This is a genomic window from Cupriavidus sp. 22TCCZM01-5, assembly GCF_057798915.1.
On sequence record NZ_JBYOJR010000022.1, the window covers coordinates 47,921 to 68,732 of the forward strand.

The window sequence follows — 20,812 nt, forward strand, 5'->3', positions numbered from 1 at the left end:
TTGCGCGTGCCAATTATGCCGCGCGGCTTTGCCCCGTATCGGCCAGGAAGCCGAGGCATTCGCGATTGAAATAGGCCGCGTGCTCGACCATCACCCAGTGGCCGCAGCGGTTGATCATGACAAAGCGGGCATCGGCGCAACCGCTCAGGAACTTCATCGCGCCGGAGGCGGGATTGAACTGGTCCTCGGTGCCCCAGAAGCCCAGCACCGGGCAGCGGATCTCGCCCAGCCGCGCGGTCAGGTTGGGCACCTTCATGGTCGCCAGCACCTCGCGCGGCTGCTCGCGGCACACCGCCATGCGTTCGTCGACGAGCGCGTCGGTGACCAAGCTGGCATCGTGCACCAGCAGTTGCAGCAGCTGGCGCATGGTGTCCGGGTTCATGTGGCCGCCGGTGAACAGCGACACCATGCGCTGGATGCCTTCCATCTGGAAATAGGTCTCGCGCTCCTCCACGCCGCCCGGGGCCATCATCACCAGGCGGCTGACATGCTCCGGGAAGTCCAGCGCGTACTGCAGCGCGATGGCGCCGCCGAGCGAATTGCCCACGAGCACGCAGCGCGGCAGCTCGAGTGCCAGCAACTGCTCGCGCAGCGCGGCGACGAAGAAGTCCAGCGTGTACTCGACATCATCCGGCTTGGACGACAGCCCATACCCGGGCAGGTCCACCACCACCGTGCGGAAGCCCGCCTGCTCGAACGCCGGCGCGTTATGGCGGAAGTTGCTGTGCCCGCTCGCGCCCGGCCCGCTGCCGTGGATAAAGACCACCGGTTCTCCGCTGCCCGAGTCGAGGCAGTGCAGCCGCAGGCCCGCCGACGTGGTGATGAAGCGCCCGACCGGCAGGTTCGGATGCGGCGAGGATGGCGTTGTTTGTGACGTAGCGGACATAGGGGCGTCTCCGGTGTGATGGGACGCATCTTGCGCAGCGCCGGCACGCCGGGCATCGTTCATTCGGACTACGAACGGCATCGCCACTTCTCCTACGATGGGCGCTCCATGCACCAGGGGAACCCATGACAGGATTCGACTACAGCGGCCAGACCGTGCTGGTCACCGGCGGCATGCGCGGCATCGGCCGGGCCATCAGCGAAGCCTTCCTGCGCGCCGGCGCGCAGGTCTTCGTCTGCGGACGCACCGCGCCCGCGCACGACGGCGAGTTGCCGCACGCGGCGGGCCGCACCGCCCGTTTCATCGCAGCGGACATTCGCGACATCGAACAGGCCGACGCCATGCTCGCGCGGATTGCGCAGCACAGCCCCACGCTCGATGTGGTGGTCCACAACGCCGGCGGCTCACCCTATGCGCTGGTGGCCGATGCCTCCCCACGGCTGCTGGAATCGGTGATCCGGCTCAACCTGGTGGCTCCCCTGCAACTCGCGCAGCGCGCCAATGCACGCATGCAGCAGCAGGTCGGCGGCGGCACGCAGCTGTTCGTCGGCAGCATCAGCGCGCTGCGCCCGTCGCCGGGCACGGCGGCCTATGGTGCCGCCAAGGCCGGCATCCTCAATGCCGTGCGCTCGCTCGCAGTGGAATGGGCGCCCAAGGTGCGCGTGGCTGCGGTCAGCCCGGGGCTGGTGCTGACCGAAACCTCGCAGCAGCAGCACTACGGCGACCCCGAGGCGCTGCGCGCGACAGCCGCCACGGTGCCGTTGGGCCGTCTCGCACAGCCTGACGATATCGCCAGCGCCTGCCTGTTCCTGGCCTCGCCACAGGCCTCGTACGTCTCCGGCGCCAACCTCGTGCTCGATGGCGGCGGCGAACGTCCGGCCTTCCTCGACACGGCGTCGGTCAATCGCGGCTGAACGGCTTCCCGTAGGGAAATCGCCTAGTCCATTCTGCCGATTTGTGCATGGCTCCCCCTCTCTACGCTTGCGGCCAGATGCGCGCCATTCGAAGTGCCAGGCCATGAACCACCACCGAAACCAAGGGGAGACCACCATGCACCAAACACCAAGCGGCCCAGTGAAACGACGCAGCATGCTACGGCCGATCGCCGCCGCCGCGGCGCTGGCAACGTTGCTCGCGCCGGCCGCCCGCGCCGGCGAAACCATCGATCTCGGCCACGACACCACGCTCGACTACAGCGTAACCGCATCCTATGGCGCGGCGGTCCGTACCGGCCACCAGAGCAACACGCTGCTGAGCCCCGCCAATATCAACGGCGACGACGGCGACCGCAACTTCAAGCGTGGCGACATGACCGCGAACCGCGTCTCGCTGCTGGGCGAGGCGCATGTCAGGCACGACGCCTTCGGTGCCCTGGTGCGCGGCAGCGTGTTCTACGACTGGGCCTACAGCGGCACCAACTCGAACAATGCGCCCTTCACCGTCAACCACAGCGGCCCGTTCAACGAGTTCACCGGCTCGGCGCGCGACTATCACGAGCAGCGCGCGCAACTGCTCGACGCCTATGTCTACGGCACCACGCCGATCGGCGATTCGCAGCTGAGCTTCAAGCTGGGCAACCAGGTGGTGGCATGGGGCGAGAGCCTGTTCTTCGCCAACATCGCCGGTGCGCAGGGGCCCGCCGATGCCACCAAGGCCTTCGTGCCGGGCGCCGAGGTCAAGGACATCCTGCTGCCGGTGCCACAGGCATCGCTGCAGCTGCAGGTCACGCCGTCGTTCAGCCTGATGGGCTATTACCAGTTCACCTACAAGGCGAACCAGCTCTTCGCACCGGGCAGCTACTTCAGCACCAGCGACGTGGTCGGCCCCGGCGCGGAATTCATTATCGGGCCCGGCTTCCGTATCCCGCGTGGCCCCGACATCAGTCCGTCGGACTGGGGACAATGGGGCATCGGCACGCGCTTCCGCGTGTTCGAAGACACCGAGATCGGGCTCTACCAGCTGCGCTATCACGACAAGAACCCGAGCGTCGTGACCTCGCTCTTCCCCTCGCTGCAGTACCAGCAGAAATACTTCAGCGGCATCAACCTGACCGGCGCCAGCTTCTCCACGCAAGTGCTTGGCGCCAATATCGCCGGTGAAATCAGCTACAAGGACGGCATCCCAATGCTGGTGAACGTGGCCGGCTCGCCCACCGCGTCGCCCGGACGTGCCCTGCAGGGGCAGCTGTCGGCGATCTACTCGATCGGCCCGACCTTCCTGGCCAACTCGCAGTCTCTGCTCGGTGAAATCGCCTACCTGCACGTGCTGGGCGTGGATTCGGTGATGGGTTTCAGCCAGCTGACCAACACGCGCAATTCGGCGGCGTTCCAGGTCGGCTGGTCGCTGACCTACAACAATGTGTTCGACGGCTGGGACCTGACGGTGCCGCTCACCTATGCGCAGCAGTTCAGCGGTCAGTCGTCCGTGGCCGGCGCCTTCGGCACGCTGATGGGCTATGGCGACAAGCGCGCCAGCGTGGGCGTGACATTGAAGTACCTGAACAACCTGGAACTCGGCCTGACCTACGCCGCGTTCATCGGCGGCGCGAGCATTGCCAACCGCCCGCTGGCTGACCGCGACTACGTGGCCTTCAACGCCAAGTACTCGTTCTGACGCACGCATCACCCCGTGTTGCCGCGGCACATCACCACGTGTTGCCGCGGCACCGCCACCCGACTTCTCCCGCCATGAATGCCGACCTGATCTCCACGCTCAGCAACGAACTCCACCAAGCACTCGTCGCGCGAACGCCCGTGCCGCCTCTCAGCGGCCGCGGCCTGGCGCTGGACGTGCGCGACGCCTATCGCATCCAGCAGGGCTTTGTCGCGCACCGGCTGGCCGCCGGTGACCGCGTCACCGGCAAGAAGATCGGCGTGACCAGCGAGGTGGTGCAGAAGATGCTGGACGTGCACCAGCCCGACTTCGGCATCCTGCTGCAAAGCATGCACTACGCCGCGGGCCAGCCCATCCCCACGGACACGCTGATCCAGCCGCGCGCCGAAGGCGAGATCGCCTTCTTCCTGCGGCGCGACCTGCGCGGCCCCGGCGTGACCCGCGACGACGTGCTCGATGCGACCGAGTCGGTGGCAGCGTGCTTCGAGATCGTCGACTCGCGCATCCGCGACTGGCGCATCCGCATCGAGGACACCGTGGCCGACAACGCTTCATGCGGCGTCTACGTACTTGGCGACGAGCGCGTCAGCCCGCAGGCGCTGGACCTGGCCGCATGCGAGATGGTGCTGGAAAAGAACGGCGAATGCGTGGCCACGGGCCTGGGCAGCGCCGCGCTGGGCCATCCCGCCGACGCGGTGGCGTGGCTCGCCAACACGCTGGGCAGCTTCGGCATTCCGCTGCTGGCCGGCGAAACCATCCTGTCCGGCTCGCTGGCGGCACTGATTCCCGTGCAGGCCGGCGACCGGCTGTCCATGCGCATCAGCGGCATCGGCGGCTGCAGCGCCATGTTCTGCTGACTTTCCGATTCACTCTACTTGCGAGGCGAGGCACCATGAACAAGATCCGATGCGCCCTGATCGGGCCCGGCAATATCGGCACCGACCTGCTCTACAAGCTGCGCCGCAGCGACATCCTGGAACCCGTCTGGATGGTGGGCGTAGAAGCCGCCTCCGAAGGCCTCGCGCGAGCGCGCGAGCTGGGCCTGAAGACCACCAGCGACGGCATCGACGGCTTGCTGCCGCACCTGGAAGCCGACGATATCCGCATCGCCTTCGATGCCACCTCGGCCTACGTCCACGCCGAGCACTCGGCCAGGCTCACCGCGCGCGGCGTGCGCGTGATCGACCTGACGCCGGCCGCGATCGGGCCGTTCTGCGTGCCGCCGGTCAACCTCGACGCCCATATCGGCAGCAACGAGATGAACGTCAACATGGTCACGTGCGGCGGCCAGGCCACCATCCCCATGGTGTACGCCGTGTCGCGCGTGCAGCCGGTGGCCTATGGCGAGATCGTCGCGACGGTGTCGTCGCGCTCGGTCGGTCCCGGCACGCGCCGCAATATCGACGAATTCACGCGCACCACCGCGGGCGCGATCGAGGCCGTGGGCGGCGCGCGCCAGGGCAAGGCCATCATCGTGATCAACCCGGCCGAGCCGCCGCTGATCATGCGCGACACCATCCACTGCCTGACCGACGACGCGCCCGACGTGGCCGCCATCACCGCGTCCGTGCACGACATGATTGCCGAAGTGCGCAAGTACGTGCCGGGCTATACGCTCAAGAACGGCCCCGTGTTCGACGGCCAGCGCGTGTCGATCTTCCTGGAGGTGGAGGGGCTGGGCGACTACCTGCCGAAGTACGCCGGCAACCTCGACATCATGACCGCCTCGGCGGCTCGCACCGCCGAGTGCATCGCCGCCGCGATGCTGGCCGTCCCTGAAACCACTGCCGCCTGAGGAGCCACGCCATGGGCCAACGCATCACCCTGCACGACATGACGCTGCGCGACGGCATGCATCCGAAGCGCCACCAGATCTCGCTGGAACAGATGAAGGGCATCGCCCGCGGCCTGGATGCCGCCGGCGTGCCGCTGATCGAAGTGACCCACGGCGACGGCCTGGGCGGCGCCTCGGTCAACTACGGCTTTCCCGCGCACAGCGACGAGGAATACCTGCGCGCGGTGCTGGGCGAGCTGAAGCAGTCGCGCGTCTCGGCGCTGCTGCTGCCCGGCATCGGCACCGTCGACCACCTGCGCATGGCGCACGAGATTGGCGTGCATACCATCCGCGTCGCCACGCATTGCACCGAAGCGGACGTCTCCGAGCAGCATATCGGCATGGCGCGCAAGCTGGGCATGGATACGGTGGGCTTCCTGATGATGGCGCACATGGCGCCGGTGCAGACGCTGGTGCAGCAGGCGCTGCTGATGGAAAGCTACGGCGCCAACTGCCTGTACATCACCGACTCGGCCGGCCACATGCTGCCGCACGACGTCGCCGAGAAGCTGACCGCCGTGCGGCAGGCGCTGCGGCCCGAGACCGAGCTGGGCTTCCATGGCCACCACAACCTCGCCATGGGCGTGGCCAATTCACTGGCCGCGATTGCGTGCGGCGCGAACCGCATCGACGCCGCCGCCGCGGGGCTGGGCGCCGGTGCCGGCAACACGCCGATGGAAGTGCTGGTGGCCGTGTGCGAGCGCATGGGCATTGAGACCGGCGTCGACGTGTTCCGCATTGCCGACGTGGCCGAGGACCTGGTGGTGCCGATCATGGACCACCCGATCCGTATCGACCGCGACGCGCTCACGCTGGGCTATGCCGGCGTGTATTCGTCCTTCCTGCTGTTCGCCAAGCGCGCCGAGGCCAAGTACCGCATTCCCGCGCGCGAGATCCTGGTCGAACTGGGGCGCCAGCGGCTGGTGGGCGGACAGGAAGACATGATCGAGGACACGGCGATCACGCTGGCGCGCGAGCGTGGACTGTTGGTGGCGTAAGTAGCGGGATCCTGCCCGGCGGCCATGCGGTGCCGGGCACCGCCATCCCGCGCATCCGAGACGAAAAAAGGTTCTTCGCTGGATTGCGGGGAATGGGGGATGACGGGGTTGGCGTGCTTGGCGGGCGCTGCTGTTTCGACGGCGTCGCCGGCGGGGGTTTTGTGGCGGCGCCTGCCAAGCACGAAAAACCCAACCCTTCCCCATTCCCACGATCCGCCGAAAGCCCCAAAAAAGCGCCTTAGGCACGAATTCGATTCCCAGTCGCCGGGCGTCGCCTCCGACTTGACGCCGGAGGTGAGCGCCCTGCCGGACCTGCCAGACCGTGAACACATCATGTCTGTCAAACCGGCATCACGATGCGCTGGTCTCCTGGGCAAGAATCCGGTCATCCTGCGGCTTGGCCCGGAGATACCAGGCGAGTGACAGCAGCGCAACCCAACCCATGCCGACATAGAGCGCCACGCGCGTGTCTTCGACATAGCCCAGCACGCCGATTACAAACAGCATGAAGGCAATCGCAAGCGCCGGACCGACGGGCCACATCGGCACCTTGAACTTGAGGGCGCGAACTTCCTCGGCCGACAGGCGGCGCCGCATGGCAACCTGGGACAGCAGGATCATGAGCCAGACCCATACGGTCGCGAAGGTCGCGATCGATGCAATGATCACGAACACCTGCTCGGGAATCAGGTAGTTCAGCACCACGCCGCCGAGCAGCGCGGCGGCCATCGCCAGCACCGTCACCCAGGGCACACCGTGACGCGAGGTGGTCGCAAAGATGCGCGGTGCCTGGCCCTGCTCCGCCATGCCGAACATCATCCGTCCGGCGCCAAAGATGTTGCTGTTGATTGCCGAGATGGCGGCGGAAATCACGATCAGGTTCAGAATCGCCGCGGCGGACTTGATGCCCAGCCCGGAGAAGATCTGTACAAACGGGCTGCCCTGACCGCCAATGCCGGTCCACGGAAAGATTGCCATCAGCACGGTCATCGTCAGTACGTAGAACAGCAGGATCCGCGCCGGCACGGCGTTGATCGCCCTCGGGATGACCTTCTCCGGGTTCTTGGCTTCACCGCCGGTGATGCCGATGATCTCGATGCCGCCATACGCAAACATCACCACGGCCAGCGAGGCAATCAGTCCTCCAACGCCGTGCGGGAGGAAGCCGCCATGCGCCCACAGATTGGTCAGGCCCGGAGAGTGTTCGCCATTCATCTGGACCCCGAGGAACAGGATCAGGGTGCCGCCGATGATCATCGCGGCGATGGCGAGGATCTTCACCAAGGCAAGCCAGAACTCCAGTTCCCCGAACACCTTCACGTTGCACAGGTTCAACCCGCAGATCAGCATGACGATGCCGAGCACCCATATCCATTGCGGAACTTCGGGGAACCAGAATCCCATGTAGATGCCGAATGCGGTCACGTCCGCGAGGCAGACGATGATCATCTCGAGGATATAGGTCCATCCGGTGAGAAAGCCCGCGAGCGGGCCGAGGTACTCGCTTGCATAGCGCCCGAAGGAGCCTGATACCGGCTCGCGAACCGCCATTTCGCCGAGCGCGCGCATGACCATGTAGACGGCTGCGCCGCCCAGGATATAGGCCAGAATGACGGCGGGGCCAGCGAGCTGGATGGCCGATGCCGAGCCGTAGAACAGGCCCGTGCCAATGGCCGAGCCAAGCGCAAGAAAGCGGATATGCCGCGCGCCGAGGTTGCGTTGCAGGTTTTTCAAGCTGTCTCCTGAAAGATATCGGGATGGGAACCGACGGTCCCATGGCGCGCGGATCTTCGCCCGCTCCGCGCCGGTATAGGTGGCCTGTTCTTAGAGGCTCGGCAGCATGCCCGCAGGCAGCAGGGCCGTGAGGTGGCGCTCGGCGATCAGTGCGCTGGCACCTTCGATGTCCGGCGCGAAGTAGCGGTCCTTGTCGTAGAACGGCACTGACTGTCGCAGCAGCCCGCGCGCGCGCTCGAGCGCGTCGGTAGTCTTTGCCCCCTCGCGGAAATCGAGTCCCTGGCAGGCGGCGAGCCATTCGATGGCAAGGATGCCCTGCACGTTGCTGGCCATCTCCCAAAGCCGTTTGCCGGCGTTGGGTGCCATGGACACGTGGTCTTCCTGGTTCGCGGAGGTGGGCAGGCTGTCGACGCTGGCGGGGTGTGCCAGCGCCTTGTTCTCCGACGCCAAAGCCGCGGCCGTGACCTGCGCGATCATGAAGCCGGAGTTGACGCCGCCATTGGCGACAAGGAACGCCGGCAGCTGCGACATATGCTTGTCCATCATCAGCGAAATGCGCCGCTCGCTCAGCGCGCCAATCTCGGCCAGCGCCAGCGCGAGGTTGTCCGCCGCCATGGCCACCGGCTCGGCGTGGAAGTTGCCGCCCGAGATGATGTCTCCTTCCTGCGCAAACACCAGCGGGTTGTCGGAAACCGAGTTCGCTTCGACGCCAAGGACGTCCGCCGCATTGCGGATCTGCGTCAGGCAGGCGCCCATGACTTGCGGCTGGCAGCGCAGGGAATAGGGATCCTGCACCTTCTCGCAGCTCGCATGGGACTGGCCGATTTCGCTGGTCGGCCCCAGCAGTTGGCGGTAGATCGCAGCCGAGTCGATCTGGCCACGCTGGCCACGCGCCGCGTGAATACGTGGATCGAACGGAGCACGCGAGCCGAGCGACGCCTCGACGGTCAGCGCGCCGCAGACACTTGCCGCGGCGAACAGGTCTTCTGCCTGGAACAAGCCCTGGAGGGCATAGGCGGTGGATACCTGCGTGCCGTTGAGCAATGCAAGCCCTTCCTTGGCGGCGAGCGTGAGCGGTTGCAGATCGGCAAGGGCAAGCGCTTCGCGTGCGGGCAGCCATTTGCCGCGATGGCGCGCCTGGCCCTCGCCGAGCAGCAGCAGGGACATGTGGGCAAGCGGCGCGAGGTCGCCCGAGGCGCCAACCGAGCCCTTCAGCGGGATGCGCGGGTACACCTCGGCGTTCACCAGTGCGATCAACGCGTCGATGACCTTGCGGCGGATGCCGGACAGCCCCCGCGCCAGGCTGTTGATCTTGAGCACCATGATCAGGCGCACCAGGGCGTCATCGATCGGCTCGCCCACGCCGGCCGCATGCGAGAGCACCAGCGAGCGCTGCAGGCTTTCCAGATCCTCGCGTGCGATGCGCGTCTGCGCCAGCAGGCCGAAGCCGGTGTTGATGCCATAGGCCGTGCGGCCCTCGGAGATGACGCTCTCCACGCACGCCACGCTGCGGTCGATGGCCGCGAAGGCACGCTCGTCGAGCGTGATCCTGACCGGATGCTGATGCACGGCACGCAGTTGCGCGAGCGTCAGCTCACCGGGTTGCAGATGGAGGGCGGTGGCCGACAGGTTTGCTTGATAAGACATGTTCAGATTCACTGGGAAGCGTGGCGCATCACGCCGGTCGATGGGTCATTGTTCAGGACGCGGGCAATGCGGGCAGCCGCGGGGGCGGGGCTCGCTGTTATTCCTTGTCCACAATTTGCTCAAAAACTCGACCTCGCCGCAGCGAGGTCTTATATGGTTGTACGGTATTGTATATACAAGTTAGTTGGAACTGGGGTTTACCCGTCTTCGAAGCAAGCTGGGGCGTGGACCGCAAGCGCGAACTGCTGTGGCGCGAGGCCAAGGCCTGAACGGATCAGCGCGTCCGCACCGGCCAACGCATTGGCGTGAAGCTGTCGCTCCACGCCTCACCCCTCCGTGATTACCCTAGGCGCCTGTGACGGCAAAATGACAGCTTGGGTCTCTAGCATCCCCCTCCCAGACCCTTCGGTGGGCACAGTTTGGTCAAGGAGACACTTGTCATGCGCCTCTCCGGCATGGTTTACAGATCACGGCAAATCGAGTTCGCCGGCCTTTGCGCGGCGCAAGCCGCCGGCGCCAGGGCGCGTGCGGAAGAGAACAAAGCGCGGTTTCACGCAGGCCTCTCGCGCAACATATACTGCGACCGTATCGACGCAGTGATCGCGGCGTCGCAGCCCCGGATGCGATGCACGCCATCGGCTGCCGCATCGGACTACCGGTTCGTGACGTGCGCATCGCCGGAGGTTCGTGCATGCTGACCGCCATCGCCTATACGATGATCATCGTCTTCATGGCGCTGATCATGACCAAGCGCCTGTCGGCGATGGTCGCCCTGATCCTGGTGCCGATCGCCTTCGGTCTGCTGGCGGGCTTCGGAATTGAACTGGGCCCGATGATGCTGGAAGGCATCAAGAAGCTGGCCCCTACCGGCGTCATGCTGATGTTCGCGATCCTGTATTTCGGGATCATGATCGATGCCGGACTGTTCGACCCGGCGGTGCGGGTCATCCTCAGGCTGGTCGGCAACGACCCGACCAAGATCGTGATCGGCACCTTCGTGCTGGCGACGGTGGTATCGCTCGATGGCGACGGCTCGACCACCTACATGATCACCTGCGCCGCGATGCTGCCGCTGTACAAGCGCCTGGGCCTGAGCCGCCTGGTGCTGGCCTGCGTCATCATGATGGCCGGCGGGCTCATGAATATCCTGCCGTGGGGCGGCCCGACCGCGCGCGCGGCCAGCTCGCTCGGCGTGGACGTGGGCCAGTTGTTCGTGCCGATGATCCTGCCGATGATCGTCACCGGCATGTGGGGCATCTTCGTCGCGGGCCTGCTGGGGCGCCGCGAGAAGACGCGGCTCGGCGCCCTTGCGCTGCAGCAGGCGGGCGCACCGGCCGACGACGCCCCGGCGGTCACGGCCAGCAACCCGACTACCTCGCGGCCCCGGCTGCTGTGGTTCAACTTCGCGCTGACCGTAGCGCTGATGGCGCTGCTCATCCACGGCGCGATCCCGCTCCAGGTGCTGTTCATGGTCGCCTCGGCGATCGCGCTGATGGTCAACTATCCGAACATGCAGGACCAGAAGGAGCGGATCGCCGAGCATGCCGGCAACATCGTGCCGGTGGTCTCGCTGATTTTCGCCGCCGGCATTTTCGTGGGCATCCTGTCGGGGACCAAGATGGTGGATGCCATCGCCGCCAGCGTGATCGCGGGCCTGCCCAACTGGCTGGAGCCGTACCTGGCGGTCGTCACCGCAGTGCTGAGCGTGCCGTTCACGTTCTTCATCTCCAACGATGCCTTCTACTTCGGCATCCTGCCGATCCTCGCCAAGGCCGGCGCCGTGCATGGCATTACCGCGGCGGAACTGGGGCGCGCTTCGCTGATCGGCCAGCAGGTCCACCTGCTCAGCCCGCTGGTGGCGTCGACCTACCTGCTGGTCGGCCTGGCCGAGGTCGAGTTCGGCGACCATCAGCGCTATACGCTGCTGTGGGCGCTGTCGGCGGCGGTGGTGATGCTGGCCGCCTGCATCGTCTTCGGCGTCATCCCGGTCATGGGCCGGACCTGAGGGACCTGAGGCACCGCCATGCGAAATCACCGCACGCAACGGCTCCCCCGGCGACGCGCCCTGCTGGCGCTGGCGCTGGGCTGGCCCCTGGTATCGACCGCGCAGGACGCCAACGAACTGCTGGACTACGCACCCAGGGCGACGGTGCCGCCCGGCTACGCGCCGGACTACGCCAGCGTGGTCCGCGCGGCCGAGGATGAAGGCCGCCTGGTGATCTACGCCACCACGGATGCCGACCTGGTCAGGCCGCTGCTTTCCGACTTCCGCTCGATGTATCCGCGCGTCCGGATCGAGTACGACGACCTGACCAGCACCGAGCTTTATCACCGCTACCTGGCCGAGACCCAGCTCGGGACCGAGTCCGCGGACGTACTGTGGAGTTCGGCGATGGACCTGCAGGCCAGCCTGGTCAGGCGCGGCTATGCCATGTCCTACGCCTCGCCAGAAGCGCCCGGGCTGCCGGCCTGGGCCCGCTGGCAGGACCAGGCCTGGGCCACCAGCATCGACCCGGTGGCGATCGCCTACAACCGCAAGCTGCTGCGCGCCGCCCAGGTACCGCGCACCCACGCCGAGCTGGCAAAGCTGCTGGCGACGCAGGCCAGCCAGCTGCGCCGCAAGGTCATCACCTACGACATCGAGAAGTCGGGCCTCGGGTTCCTGCTGGCCACGCAGGACGCCACCGCAGGCCCGGCCTTCTGGGACATCGCCGCGGAACTGGGCAAGCTCGACGCCCGCTATGTGCCGACGACCGCCGCCATGCTGCGCCAGGTTGCCAATGGCAGCATGACGCTCGCCTACAACGTGCTCGGCGCATACGCGATTGGCCAGGCGCAGAACAACGCCGCCATCGGTGTCGCCTTCCTGACGGACTACACGCTGGTGCTGTCGCGCATCCAGCTGATCAGCCAGCGCGCGCGCCACCCGAACGCGGCCCGCTTGTGGGTCGACTACACGCTGTCGCGGCGCGGCCAGACCCTGATGGCGCAGCGCGCCGGGCTGTACGCCGTGCGCAGCGATGTCGGCGGCGATACCACCGCTGCCCGGCTGGTGACGCAGCTTGGCCCCAGCATGCGGCCGATCCTGAACGACGCGGACCTGACGCGGCACCTCGACATCGCGGCTTATCGCGAATTCGTCGCGCGCTGGCGCACGGCAACCGGGCAGAAGTAGCGCGTCAGGCCAGCTTCTTGTATCGGCGTATCGGGCAACCATGCGCAGATACACAGCGATACAAAGCCCCGGGGTTCCCGACACATGCCGCTTGCCGCGGCCTCCTAGACTCGTGTTCAAGTTGATCACGTACACAGGAGAAAGAGATGTCGGAAAGAATCGATCTGCCCCGCCGGGGCTTTCTGGGCGCCGCGGCCGCAACGCTGGCCGCAGCGCAGCTGGGCCTGTCGCAGGCTGCCCGGGCACAGACCGGCGTGGCGAAGGCGGCACCCCTGCCCCCGACCAAACCCGGTACCCATACGACCTTCGCACCGATCCGGCATGTCAATGCCGGCGTGCTGAACGTCGGCTACGCCGAGGCCGGTCCGGCCGACGGGCCGGTCGCGTTGCTGCTGCACGGCTGGCCGTACGACATCTACAGCTTCGTCGACGTGGCGCCCCTGCTGGCGGCGCGTGGCTATCGCGTGATCATCCCCTACCTGCGCGGCTATGGCTCGACCACCTTCCTGTCGGCCGACACCCCGCGCAACGGCCAGCCATCGGCCATCGCGGCCGACATGATCGCGCTGATGGACGCACTCGGCATCCGCAACGCCGTCGTGGCCGGCTTTGACTGGGGCGCACGTACCGCCGGCATCATGGCCGCACTGTGGCCGGACCGCTGCCGCGGGCTGGTGTCGGTCAGCGGCTACCTGATCGGCAGCCAGGCGGCCGGCAAGCAGCCGCTGCCACCGGAGGCCGAACTGCAATGGTGGTACCAGTTTTATTTCGCCACGGACCGCGGTGCGGCTGGCTATCAGAAGTACACGCGGCAGTTCGCCAGACTGATCTGGAAGCTGGCATCGCCGCAATGGAACTTCGACGACGCCACGTTCGAGCGCAGTGCGGCCGCGTTCGACAACCCGGATCATGTGGCAATCACCATTCACAACTACCGCTGGCGGCAAGGACTGGCCACGGGCGAAGCGCGCTTCGACGACATCGAGAGGAAGCTCGGCACGGCGCCCGCGATCACCGTGCCGACGATCACCATGGAAGGCGATGCCAACGGCGCGCCCCATCCCGAACCCCGCGCCTATGCCAGCAAGTTCACCGGCCGGTATGAGCACCGCGACCTGGCCGGCGGCATCGGCCACAACCTGCCGCAGGAAGCGCCTGCCGCCTTCGCGCAGGCAGTCCTTGACGTCGACCGGCGCTGAGGCGCGGAACAGTGGATGCAAAGATTGCTGATATTGCTTGCCATGACGCTGTCGGCGCTTGCCTCGGAGCTCGGCGGCGCGGCGCATCGTTGCACATGGACGGGGATACCCCGGCAGGAACGTGTCAGAAGGGAGGACCCGGAACGCCCTTAGTACCTTAGTCCGGCACGGCTCACGCTCGAAGCCGGCGTGGCGAGCAGGCGGCGCATCGACATCGTCAACGCGCTGTACCGGTTCGGCACGGCGCTGTTGACAATGTCCCGGGCGCGACGGCGAGCGCGCCAACTACAGCGGCACGACCTTCGGCTGGGCTTTCGGCTGGAACGGAAATCCCGGCGGAAACTCGGGCAGCGCCGGCATTGGCGGCATCGGCGGCATCGGTGGGAACGATGGCAATGGCGGCATCGAAGGCAGCGGCGGCAACGACCCGTTTGGGTCGGGCTCACCCACGGCAATGGACGACATGGTGGCATAGCCGCCGCGGATGGCGACGCGCGCGGCCAGATCCAGTTCGCGGACACGTGCCAGGTTCTCGATCAGTAGCTTGGACATGGGAATCTCCTGTAGTCATGGAAAGCGAACGGCGGGAAACGACGTTCGATCGAGACTATGCAGATGCCGTGCCACGGCTCGCGCGCGTCGCCAGGTGCGCGCTACGGCCTTGTACGGAGAGAATGTGGTGGGCGGCGACCAACAGCCGCGCGAAACGTCAGGGCGGCCCGAACAACCGCATCCGTCTGCCGGCGGCCGCCCGTCTAAGCGTCGACCTGTTCAAACGACGGCTCGCACAGGATGGGAAAGTTGAGCGAGTTGGCAATGAAGCATTGCTCGTGCGCCGCATGGTGCAGCCGCCCGGCCAGTTCGAGATCGTCCGTTGCGCGCAGGGTGACACGCGGGCGCAGCACGATCTGCGTGAAGTGGCCGGTCTCGCCCTCGACCATCGTGCCTTGCGCGTCATCGGCGTAGGCCAGCACGACGATGCCCGCTTCAGAGCAGAGGTGCAGGTACCAGAGCTTGTGGCAGGCCGACACCGACGCCACCAGCAGGTCTTCGGGATTCCAGCGTGCCGCGTCGCCAAGGAACGCCGGGTCCGATGAGCCGGGAATGGCTGGCTTGGCTCCGGAGCGGATCGTGTAATCGCGCGCATAGGCCCGGTAGCCCGATGTTCCGCTGCCCTTGTTGCCGGTCCATTCGACCGAGACCCGATAGTGATGTTCACGCTTGGCCATGTTCGCGCAGCTCCCTGGGTGGATTCCGTTGACGCGCGACGCACCGCAGGCCCGTCCCGCGCTGCGTCGCAGGACACCATTATTCCAAATCGCACGGAAACCAGGCTGAGGCCGCCGACCTCGACCACGGGTGCCGGGAACTGCTCAGGCGATCGATCGCCGCAGCTCGCGCGCCGGTTGGCCCGCCAGCCGCCTCGCGGTCTGCATGGAGACGCCGAAGCGGTCATAGAACGCGGACTCCACGTCGCCGGCAGGCGGCCAGCCGACAAAGCGCTTCAGGTCCCCCATGGCAACGTCTGCGCTCATGGCTTCGAACAACAGGCGCATCAGCCTTTGCGTGCGGCACAGATCCGTGAGCGCCGTGCCTTGCGAGAACAGCAGCCGGCGCAGCTGCGCCGCGGGCATGTCCAGCCGTTCGGCGATGAAGCCGGCGCTCCACGCATATTGGGGCTGCAGGAATACGCGACGGGAGATGCGGTGATGCAGGCCATCCTGCGCGGTACCGGGCATGCCGTGGCGGATTTCGACGGTACACGCCGACGGCTGCACGCAGCTGCCATCCAGGTGCATGTCGATGGCCTCGAACGGCTCGATCGTGACTGCCTGCCCGGGCACCAGCAGCCGCTCATGGCCACGCCGCCTGATCACCGACCTGCCCTGCGTGGGCGCGACCGTCAGCGGAAACGCCAGGAACAGGCGCTGCAGGCTGACGTGCGAGTGGGACTGCAGGTGGACGCGCATGGTGGAGCGGAAATCGGTCGATGTCGGGCAGGATCATCGCTGTTAACCGGGCGGCGCACCATCTGCAATTCCCGAACGCACCGTTTGCCTGCACCACACGCTTGCACCACAGGCCCGGCACTTCGCAGGGTGCGCTGCGCGAATCTGTCCGACAGGCCCGCCGCCGGATGCCGTTATCATGAGGGGGCCTGGTATGTCTGCCGGCGCACGGCAGACCCATCGTTGCCACCACGGCAACGGGCTGCCGGGTCCGCCGCAGGACCGCCCCCGTTTTCAATCCGCCGCTCCCAATCGTCCTGCATGGAACACAACATTCCCCTTATCACCACGCTTGCGGCCGGCTTCGGCATTGCCCTGGCCCTTGGCTACCTGGCCGAGCGGATCAAGGTGCCGGCGCTGGTCGGCTACCTGGTCGCCGGCATCATCATCGGCCCGGGCACGCCGGGCTTCGTCGCCGACGTCCACCTGGCGTCCCAGCTTTCCGAGATCGGCGTGATGCTGCTGATGTTCGGCGTCGGGCTGCATTTCTCGCTGAAGGACCTGCTGGCGGTCAAGCGCATCGCGGTGCCCGGCGCGGTGGTGCAGATGGCGCTGGCCACGGCGCTCGGTGCCGGCGTGGCGTGGCTGTGGGACTGGCATTGGGGCAGCGGGCTGATCTTCGGGCTGTCGCTGTCGTGCGCCAGCACCGTGGTGCTGCTCAAGGCGCTGGAGACGCGCGGCGTGCTCGAAAGCATGAACGGCCGCATCGCCGTGGGCTGGCTGGTGGTCGAGGACCTGGCCACGGTGCTCGTGCTGGTCCTGCTGCCGCCGCTGGCCGGGATTCTCGGCGGATCGACAGGTGCCGAAGCGGCGCAAGCCACGCCGCTGTGGACCACCATCGCGCTGACGCTGCTGCAGGTCGGCGCCTTCATCGCGCTGATGCTGGTGGCGGGCCGCCGCGTGCTGCCGTGGTTCCTGTGGCTGGTCGCGCGCACCGGCTCGCGCGAGCTGTTCACGCTGTCGGTCATTGCCGCGGCGATCGGCATTGCCTATGGCGCGGCCCAACTGTTCAGCGTCTCGTTCGCGCTGGGCGCCTTCTTCGCCGGCATGGTCATGCGCGAATCCGAGTTCAGCCATCGCGCCGCGCAGGAATCGCTGCCGCTGCGCGACGCGTTCTCGGTGCTGTTCTTCGTCTCGGTGGGCATGCTGTTCAAGCCGGCGATCCTGGTCGAGCAGCCCTTGCACGTGCTGGGCACGGTGGCCATCATCATCCTCGGCAAGTCGGCCGCGGCCTTTGCGCTGGTGCTGGCCTTCCGCTATCCGCTCAATACCGCGCTGACGGTGTCGGCAAGCCTGGCGCAGATCGGCGAGTTCTCGTTCATCCTCGCCGGCCTCGGCCTTACGCTCGGGCTGCTGCCCGCCGAGGGCATGAGCCTGGTGCTGGCCGCCGCGCTGATCTCGATTGCATTGAACCCGGTGCTGTTCGCCCTCAGCGAACCGTTGCGCCGCTGGATCCTCAAGCGCTCGGCACTGGCCAGGCGCCTGGAGCAGCGTGGCGACCCCTACGCCGAACTGCCGACGAGCACCGAGCGCAAGTACCTGGAAGGCCAGGTGGTGCTGATCGGCCACGGCCGCGTGGGCCGGCGCATCGCCAGCGCGCTGCAGGCGCGCGGCATCCCGTTCGTGGTCGCGGAGCAGAACCGGGAACTGGTGGAGAGCCTGCGCAACCGCGGCATCGCGGCGGTCTCCGGCAATGCCGCCGACCCCGCGGTGCTGATCCAGGCCCATATCGCGCGTGCCGCGATGCTGGTGGTGGCCGTTGCCGATCCGCTCGATGTCCGGCAAATGGCCAGTATCGCGCGCACGCTCAATCCGTCGATCGAGATCGTCCTGCGCACGCACAACGAGGACGAGTCCGTCATGCTGCGCAAGGAAGCGATCGGCACGGTCTTCTACGGTGAAGAGGAACTGGCCAGGGGCATGACCGCCCATGTGCTGGAACGCTTCGCGCCGGGCCCGCAGGTTCACGCCGCAGGCCATGCGGCGGGCCACGCGGCTTAACGCGGCTTAACGTGGCTTAACGTGGCATAACTTGGCATAAGCCGGCCGCGGACTTCTTCAATAGAATCCCGGCCGCAAGCATTCGCGCAGCGGCTTGCCGCGCGCCCCTCCGGAGAAAAACATGAAGGCAGTCAATATCCTGCAAACCATCGGCAATACGCCGCATATCCGCATCAACCGGCTGTTCGGCAAGGACCACGAGGTCTGGATCAAGTCGGAACGGTCTAACCCGGGCGGCTCGATCAAGGACCGCATCGCGCTGGCGATGGTGGAAGATGCCGAACGCCGTGGCGTGCTCAAGCCAGGCGGCACCATTGTCGAGCCGACCTCGGGCAATACCGGCATCGGCCTGGCGATGGTGGCGGCGGTCAAGGGCTACAAGCTGATCCTGGTGATGCCGGAGAGCATGTCCATCGAGCGGCGCCGCCTGATGCTGGCTTACGGCGCGACCTTCGACCTGACCCCGCGCGAGAAAGGCATGAAGGGCGCGATTGCGCGCGCCGAGGAACTGATCGCCTCCATTCCGGGCGCCTGGATGCCCCAGCAGTTCGAGAATCCGGCCAACATCGATGTCCACGCACGCACCACGGCCCAGGAAATCATCGCGGACTTTCCGGAGGGTCTAGATGTGCTGGTCACCGGCGTCGGCACTGGCGGCCATATTTCCGGCTGCGCACAGGTGCTCAAGCAGCAGTGGCCGCAGCTCAAGGTATTCGCCGTCGAGCCCACGGCTTCACCGGTGATTTCCGGGGGCGCTCCCGCGCCTCATCCGATCCAGGGCATCGGCGCCGGCTTTATCCCGGCCAACCTGAAGACCGGCCTGCTCGATGGCGTGATCCAGGTGGATGCCGAACCGGCCCGCGACATGGCGCGCCGCTGCGCGAGCGAAGAAGGCATCCTGGTCGGCATTTCGTCGGGCGCGACTCTCGCCGCCATTGCCGCCAAGCTGTCCGAGCTCGCGGCCGGCACGCGCGTGCTCGGCTTCAACTACGACACCGGCGAGCGTTACCTGACGGTCGAAGGCTTCCTGCCCGCCTGAGGCTCGCACCCGCGCGCCGGGTGGCAACGCCGGCGCGCGGTTGAACGGGTTGAACGGGCTGAATCGGGTCAGTGCGACAGCAACAGCGGCACGCCGGCCTGCCGTACCAGCGTGCGCGTGGTGCCGCCCAGCATGCGCTCGCGCAGGCGGCTGCGGCCGTAGCCGCCTGCCACCAGCAAGCCCGCATTCAGTTCCTGCGTCAGCCGCAGCAGCACCTCCCCCGGCTGTCCACCACGCTGGACCCGCAGCCAGGCGGTCACCCCGTGGGCGGCCAGCCACTGCAGCAGGCGTTCGCCACCCGCTTGCTGCTCGTCTTCACCACTGTCGCCGGCCACCACCACGACCGTCACGGCAGAAGCCTTCGCCAGCAACGGCAGCGCGTCGCTCACCGCGCGCGCCGCCGGCTGGCTCCCGTCCCAGCCCACCAGCACATGCGCTTGCGGCGCCAGCTTGGCGCCGGCAGGCACCAGCAGGACCGGGCGCCCCGCATTCAGCAGCGCATACTCGGCTTCCTCCGCCATCAGCGCCGGCGCGTTGTCGCCGGCCTGCAAGGGCGGCGGCAGGATCAGGTCCGCGAAGCGGCCTTCCGTGGCCAGCGCCCAGCCGGCTTCGGCTTCGACCACCACATGGCGGCAGGCTAGGGTGGCGTCCGGCGATGCCACCGCGGCTTGCAGTGTGGCCAGGTTCTCGTCGATGGTGCGCTGCAGGTCCGCCGCTGCCCGCGCGGCGTACTTTCCGGCTTCCTCGCCGGCGCCGCGGAACGGCTCCAGCCGCGTGCCGGTTGCGGTCAGGCCCACCAGCCCGGCGCCAAAGCGCCGGCACAAGGCCAGTGCGGCTTCCAGGCGCGCCGCGCGCGCGGGGTCGTCGTCCAGCGCGACAAGGATCGTCTTGTAGTCCATTCGCTCTTTGCTCCGTGGAATCGGGTGCCATCCGGCGTGAACCAGTGTAGACATTGGTGCGCCAGGTGCGTGATCGGCATCAAGACAGCATGATTCCGCTTGATGCCATACCTCGGGGAAGCGTACCAGAGACTTCCGGGCGGGCTCGGGCCTGCCGCGGTTCTGACGGCCTTAGTTCCCCCTCCGCCAGCTCAAATCTTGATGCCGGTCAAGCTGAGATCGTCCGCTGCGACTACCCTGAATCAGAAGGGCCACGCGTTGCCTCATCCGATTTGCCGTTTTCCGACCATTCGCCGCGACTCACTGGAGGTTCACCATGTACCAGCGCATCCTGCTCGCCGTAGACGGCAGCCAGTCTTCCGACCTCGCCCTGAGCCAGGCCATCATCCTCGCCAGCGCAACCGGCGCCGAGGTCAAGGCCTTGTTCGTTGCCGATGACAGCGATGCGTTCTTCGATGCCGCCTATTTCGACGCCAGGGCCGTGATGGAGGGCATCCTCGCCTACGGCCGCAAGGCCCTGGCAGAGGCCGCGGACAAGCTGGAGGCGGCGGGCATCAGGCATACGACCCAGCTGGTCGAGAAGCCGGTGGCCCCCGGGCAGATCTCGTCGACCATCGTCGCCCAGGCCGATACCTGGAGCGCCGACCTGATCGTACTCGGCACGCATGGCCGGCGCGGCGTGCGGCGCATGCTGATGGGCAGCGTTTCCGAGGGCGTGGTCAGCAAGACCAGCCGGCCGGTGCTGCTGATCCGCAGCGAAGTGGAAGGCTAGCGAGCA

General features: G+C 66.9%; 18 protein-coding genes. 11 read left to right on the forward strand and 7 right to left on the reverse strand.

Annotation, left to right across the window (positions count from 1 at the left end; translation table 11 throughout):
• Window positions 1–13: 13 nt before the first annotated feature.
• Window positions 14–886 (reverse strand): alpha/beta fold hydrolase, encoded by an 873-nt coding sequence (locus AC3FNH_RS20120; protein ID WP_488721338.1) that lies wholly within the window; start codon window positions 884–886, stop codon window positions 14–16.
• 125 nt (window positions 887–1,011) lie between these two features.
• On the opposite strand from AC3FNH_RS20120, the gene AC3FNH_RS20125 reads away from it, so the two are divergent.
• The 5 genes from AC3FNH_RS20125 to dmpG all read left to right on the forward strand — a co-directional run bounded on the left by AC3FNH_RS20125 (window position 1,012) and on the right by dmpG (window position 6,331).
• Entirely contained in the window at window positions 1,012–1,800 is a 789-nt protein-coding gene (locus AC3FNH_RS20125; protein ID WP_488721339.1) for an SDR family oxidoreductase, read from the forward strand.
• A gap of 136 nt (window positions 1,801–1,936) precedes the next feature.
• Window positions 1,937–3,499 (forward strand): DUF1302 domain-containing protein, encoded by a 1,563-nt coding sequence (locus AC3FNH_RS20130; RefSeq protein ID WP_276102134.1) that lies wholly within the window; start codon window positions 1,937–1,939, stop codon window positions 3,497–3,499.
• Between the two features lie 74 nt (window positions 3,500–3,573).
• A complete protein-coding gene (gene dmpE, locus AC3FNH_RS20135) occupies window positions 3,574–4,356 on the forward strand; it encodes a 2-oxopent-4-enoate hydratase (RefSeq protein WP_488721340.1) in 783 nt (260 codons plus the stop codon).
• Window positions 4,357–4,391: 35 nt separating this feature from the next.
• Window positions 4,392–5,294 carry an acetaldehyde dehydrogenase (acetylating) gene (locus tag AC3FNH_RS20140; protein ID WP_488721341.1) on the forward strand — a complete coding sequence of 301 codons (903 nt, stop codon included), beginning with the start codon at window positions 4,392–4,394 and terminating at the stop codon, window positions 5,292–5,294.
• A gap of 11 nt (window positions 5,295–5,305) precedes the next feature.
• On the forward strand, window positions 5,306–6,331 hold the full coding sequence (gene dmpG, locus AC3FNH_RS20145) for a 4-hydroxy-2-oxovalerate aldolase (RefSeq protein ID WP_488721342.1): 1,026 nt from the start codon (window positions 5,306–5,308) through the stop codon (window positions 6,329–6,331).
• 351 nt (window positions 6,332–6,682) lie between these two features.
• Here dmpG and AC3FNH_RS20150 read toward each other — a convergent pair whose 3' ends face one another.
• Window positions 6,683–8,065 (reverse strand): amino acid permease, encoded by a 1,383-nt coding sequence (locus AC3FNH_RS20150; protein WP_276102138.1) that lies wholly within the window; start codon window positions 8,063–8,065, stop codon window positions 6,683–6,685.
• A 90-nt stretch (window positions 8,066–8,155) separates the two neighbouring features.
• Window positions 8,156–9,712 (reverse strand): histidine ammonia-lyase, encoded by a 1,557-nt coding sequence (gene hutH, locus AC3FNH_RS20155; RefSeq protein WP_488721343.1) that lies wholly within the window; start codon window positions 9,710–9,712, stop codon window positions 8,156–8,158.
• A gap of 691 nt (window positions 9,713–10,403) precedes the next feature.
• Between hutH and AC3FNH_RS20160 the strand changes: the two genes are divergently transcribed.
• From AC3FNH_RS20160 to AC3FNH_RS20170, 3 genes are all read left to right on the forward strand, one after another.
• Window positions 10,404–11,717 (forward strand): CitMHS family transporter, encoded by a 1,314-nt coding sequence (locus AC3FNH_RS20160; RefSeq protein ID WP_488721344.1) that lies wholly within the window; start codon window positions 10,404–10,406, stop codon window positions 11,715–11,717.
• 18 nt (window positions 11,718–11,735) lie between these two features.
• Window positions 11,736–12,887 (forward strand): ABC transporter substrate-binding protein, encoded by a 1,152-nt coding sequence (locus AC3FNH_RS20165; protein ID WP_276102142.1) that lies wholly within the window; start codon window positions 11,736–11,738, stop codon window positions 12,885–12,887.
• Window positions 12,888–13,033: 146 nt separating this feature from the next.
• Window positions 13,034–14,086, forward strand: a complete 1,053-nt coding sequence (locus tag AC3FNH_RS20170) for an alpha/beta fold hydrolase (RefSeq protein ID WP_488721345.1) — start codon at window positions 13,034–13,036, stop codon at window positions 14,084–14,086.
• A 285-nt stretch (window positions 14,087–14,371) separates the two neighbouring features.
• On the opposite strand, the gene AC3FNH_RS20175 is transcribed toward AC3FNH_RS20170, so the two are convergent.
• From AC3FNH_RS20175 to AC3FNH_RS20185, 3 genes are all read right to left on the reverse strand, one after another.
• The gene (locus AC3FNH_RS20175; protein ID WP_488721346.1) at window positions 14,372–14,638 is read right to left on the reverse strand and encodes a hypothetical protein; all 267 of its coding nucleotides are present in this window, start codon (window positions 14,636–14,638) and stop codon (window positions 14,372–14,374) included.
• Window positions 14,639–14,841: 203 nt separating this feature from the next.
• Complete coding sequence (locus tag AC3FNH_RS20180) at window positions 14,842–15,315, reverse strand: OsmC family protein (RefSeq protein WP_276102145.1); 474 nt, start codon at window positions 15,313–15,315, stop codon at window positions 14,842–14,844.
• Between the two features lie 144 nt (window positions 15,316–15,459).
• On the reverse strand, window positions 15,460–16,056 hold the full coding sequence (locus AC3FNH_RS20185) for an AraC family transcriptional regulator (RefSeq protein WP_488721347.1): 597 nt from the start codon (window positions 16,054–16,056) through the stop codon (window positions 15,460–15,462).
• Window positions 16,057–16,356: 300 nt separating this feature from the next.
• Between AC3FNH_RS20185 and AC3FNH_RS20190 the strand changes: the two genes are divergently transcribed.
• Together AC3FNH_RS20190 and cysK are read left to right on the forward strand one after the other, a co-directional pair.
• Window positions 16,357–18,096, forward strand: coding sequence for a cation:proton antiporter domain-containing protein (locus AC3FNH_RS20190; RefSeq protein WP_488721348.1), 1,740 nt, complete (start codon window positions 16,357–16,359; stop codon window positions 18,094–18,096).
• A gap of 121 nt (window positions 18,097–18,217) precedes the next feature.
• The gene (cysK, locus tag AC3FNH_RS20195; RefSeq protein ID WP_488721349.1) at window positions 18,218–19,135 is read left to right on the forward strand and encodes a cysteine synthase A; all 918 of its coding nucleotides are present in this window, start codon (window positions 18,218–18,220) and stop codon (window positions 19,133–19,135) included.
• Window positions 19,136–19,203: 68 nt separating this feature from the next.
• Here cysK and AC3FNH_RS20200 read toward each other — a convergent pair whose 3' ends face one another.
• Entirely contained in the window at window positions 19,204–20,034 is an 831-nt protein-coding gene (locus tag AC3FNH_RS20200) for a universal stress protein (protein WP_488721350.1), read from the reverse strand.
• 316 nt (window positions 20,035–20,350) lie between these two features.
• Between AC3FNH_RS20200 and AC3FNH_RS20205 the strand changes: the two genes are divergently transcribed.
• On the forward strand, window positions 20,351–20,806 hold the full coding sequence (locus tag AC3FNH_RS20205; RefSeq protein WP_276102150.1) for a universal stress protein: 456 nt from the start codon (window positions 20,351–20,353) through the stop codon (window positions 20,804–20,806).
• The last annotated feature ends 6 nt before the right edge of the window (window positions 20,807–20,812 follow it).

Coding starts and splice junctions, on each gene's coding strand:
- hutH (WP_488721343.1), bottom strand. CDS start 9,712: ATGTCTTATCAAGCAAACCTGTCGGCCACCGCCCTCCATCTGCAACCC.
- cysK (WP_488721349.1), top strand. CDS start 18,218: ATGAAGGCAGTCAATATCCTGCAAACCATCGGCAATACGCCGCATATC.
- AC3FNH_RS20160 (WP_488721344.1), top strand. CDS start 10,404: ATGCTGACCGCCATCGCCTATACGATGATCATCGTCTTCATGGCGCTG.
- dmpE (WP_488721340.1), top strand. CDS start 3,574: ATGAATGCCGACCTGATCTCCACGCTCAGCAACGAACTCCACCAAGCA.
- AC3FNH_RS20120 (WP_488721338.1), bottom strand. CDS start 886: ATGTCCGCTACGTCACAAACAACGCCATCCTCGCCGCATCCGAACCTG.
- AC3FNH_RS20140 (WP_488721341.1), top strand. CDS start 4,392: ATGAACAAGATCCGATGCGCCCTGATCGGGCCCGGCAATATCGGCACC.
- AC3FNH_RS20180 (WP_276102145.1), bottom strand. CDS start 15,315: ATGGCCAAGCGTGAACATCACTATCGGGTCTCGGTCGAATGGACCGGC.
- AC3FNH_RS20170 (WP_488721345.1), top strand. CDS start 13,034: ATGTCGGAAAGAATCGATCTGCCCCGCCGGGGCTTTCTGGGCGCCGCG.
- AC3FNH_RS20190 (WP_488721348.1), top strand. CDS start 16,357: ATGGAACACAACATTCCCCTTATCACCACGCTTGCGGCCGGCTTCGGC.
- AC3FNH_RS20185 (WP_488721347.1), bottom strand. CDS start 16,056: ATGCGCGTCCACCTGCAGTCCCACTCGCACGTCAGCCTGCAGCGCCTG.
- AC3FNH_RS20205 (WP_276102150.1), top strand. CDS start 20,351: ATGTACCAGCGCATCCTGCTCGCCGTAGACGGCAGCCAGTCTTCCGAC.
- AC3FNH_RS20130 (WP_276102134.1), top strand. CDS start 1,937: ATGCACCAAACACCAAGCGGCCCAGTGAAACGACGCAGCATGCTACGG.
- dmpG (WP_488721342.1), top strand. CDS start 5,306: ATGGGCCAACGCATCACCCTGCACGACATGACGCTGCGCGACGGCATG.
- AC3FNH_RS20125 (WP_488721339.1), top strand. CDS start 1,012: ATGACAGGATTCGACTACAGCGGCCAGACCGTGCTGGTCACCGGCGGC.
- AC3FNH_RS20165 (WP_276102142.1), top strand. CDS start 11,736: ATGCGAAATCACCGCACGCAACGGCTCCCCCGGCGACGCGCCCTGCTG.
- AC3FNH_RS20200 (WP_488721350.1), bottom strand. CDS start 20,034: ATGGACTACAAGACGATCCTTGTCGCGCTGGACGACGACCCCGCGCGC.
- AC3FNH_RS20175 (WP_488721346.1), bottom strand. CDS start 14,638: ATGTCCAAGCTACTGATCGAGAACCTGGCACGTGTCCGCGAACTGGAT.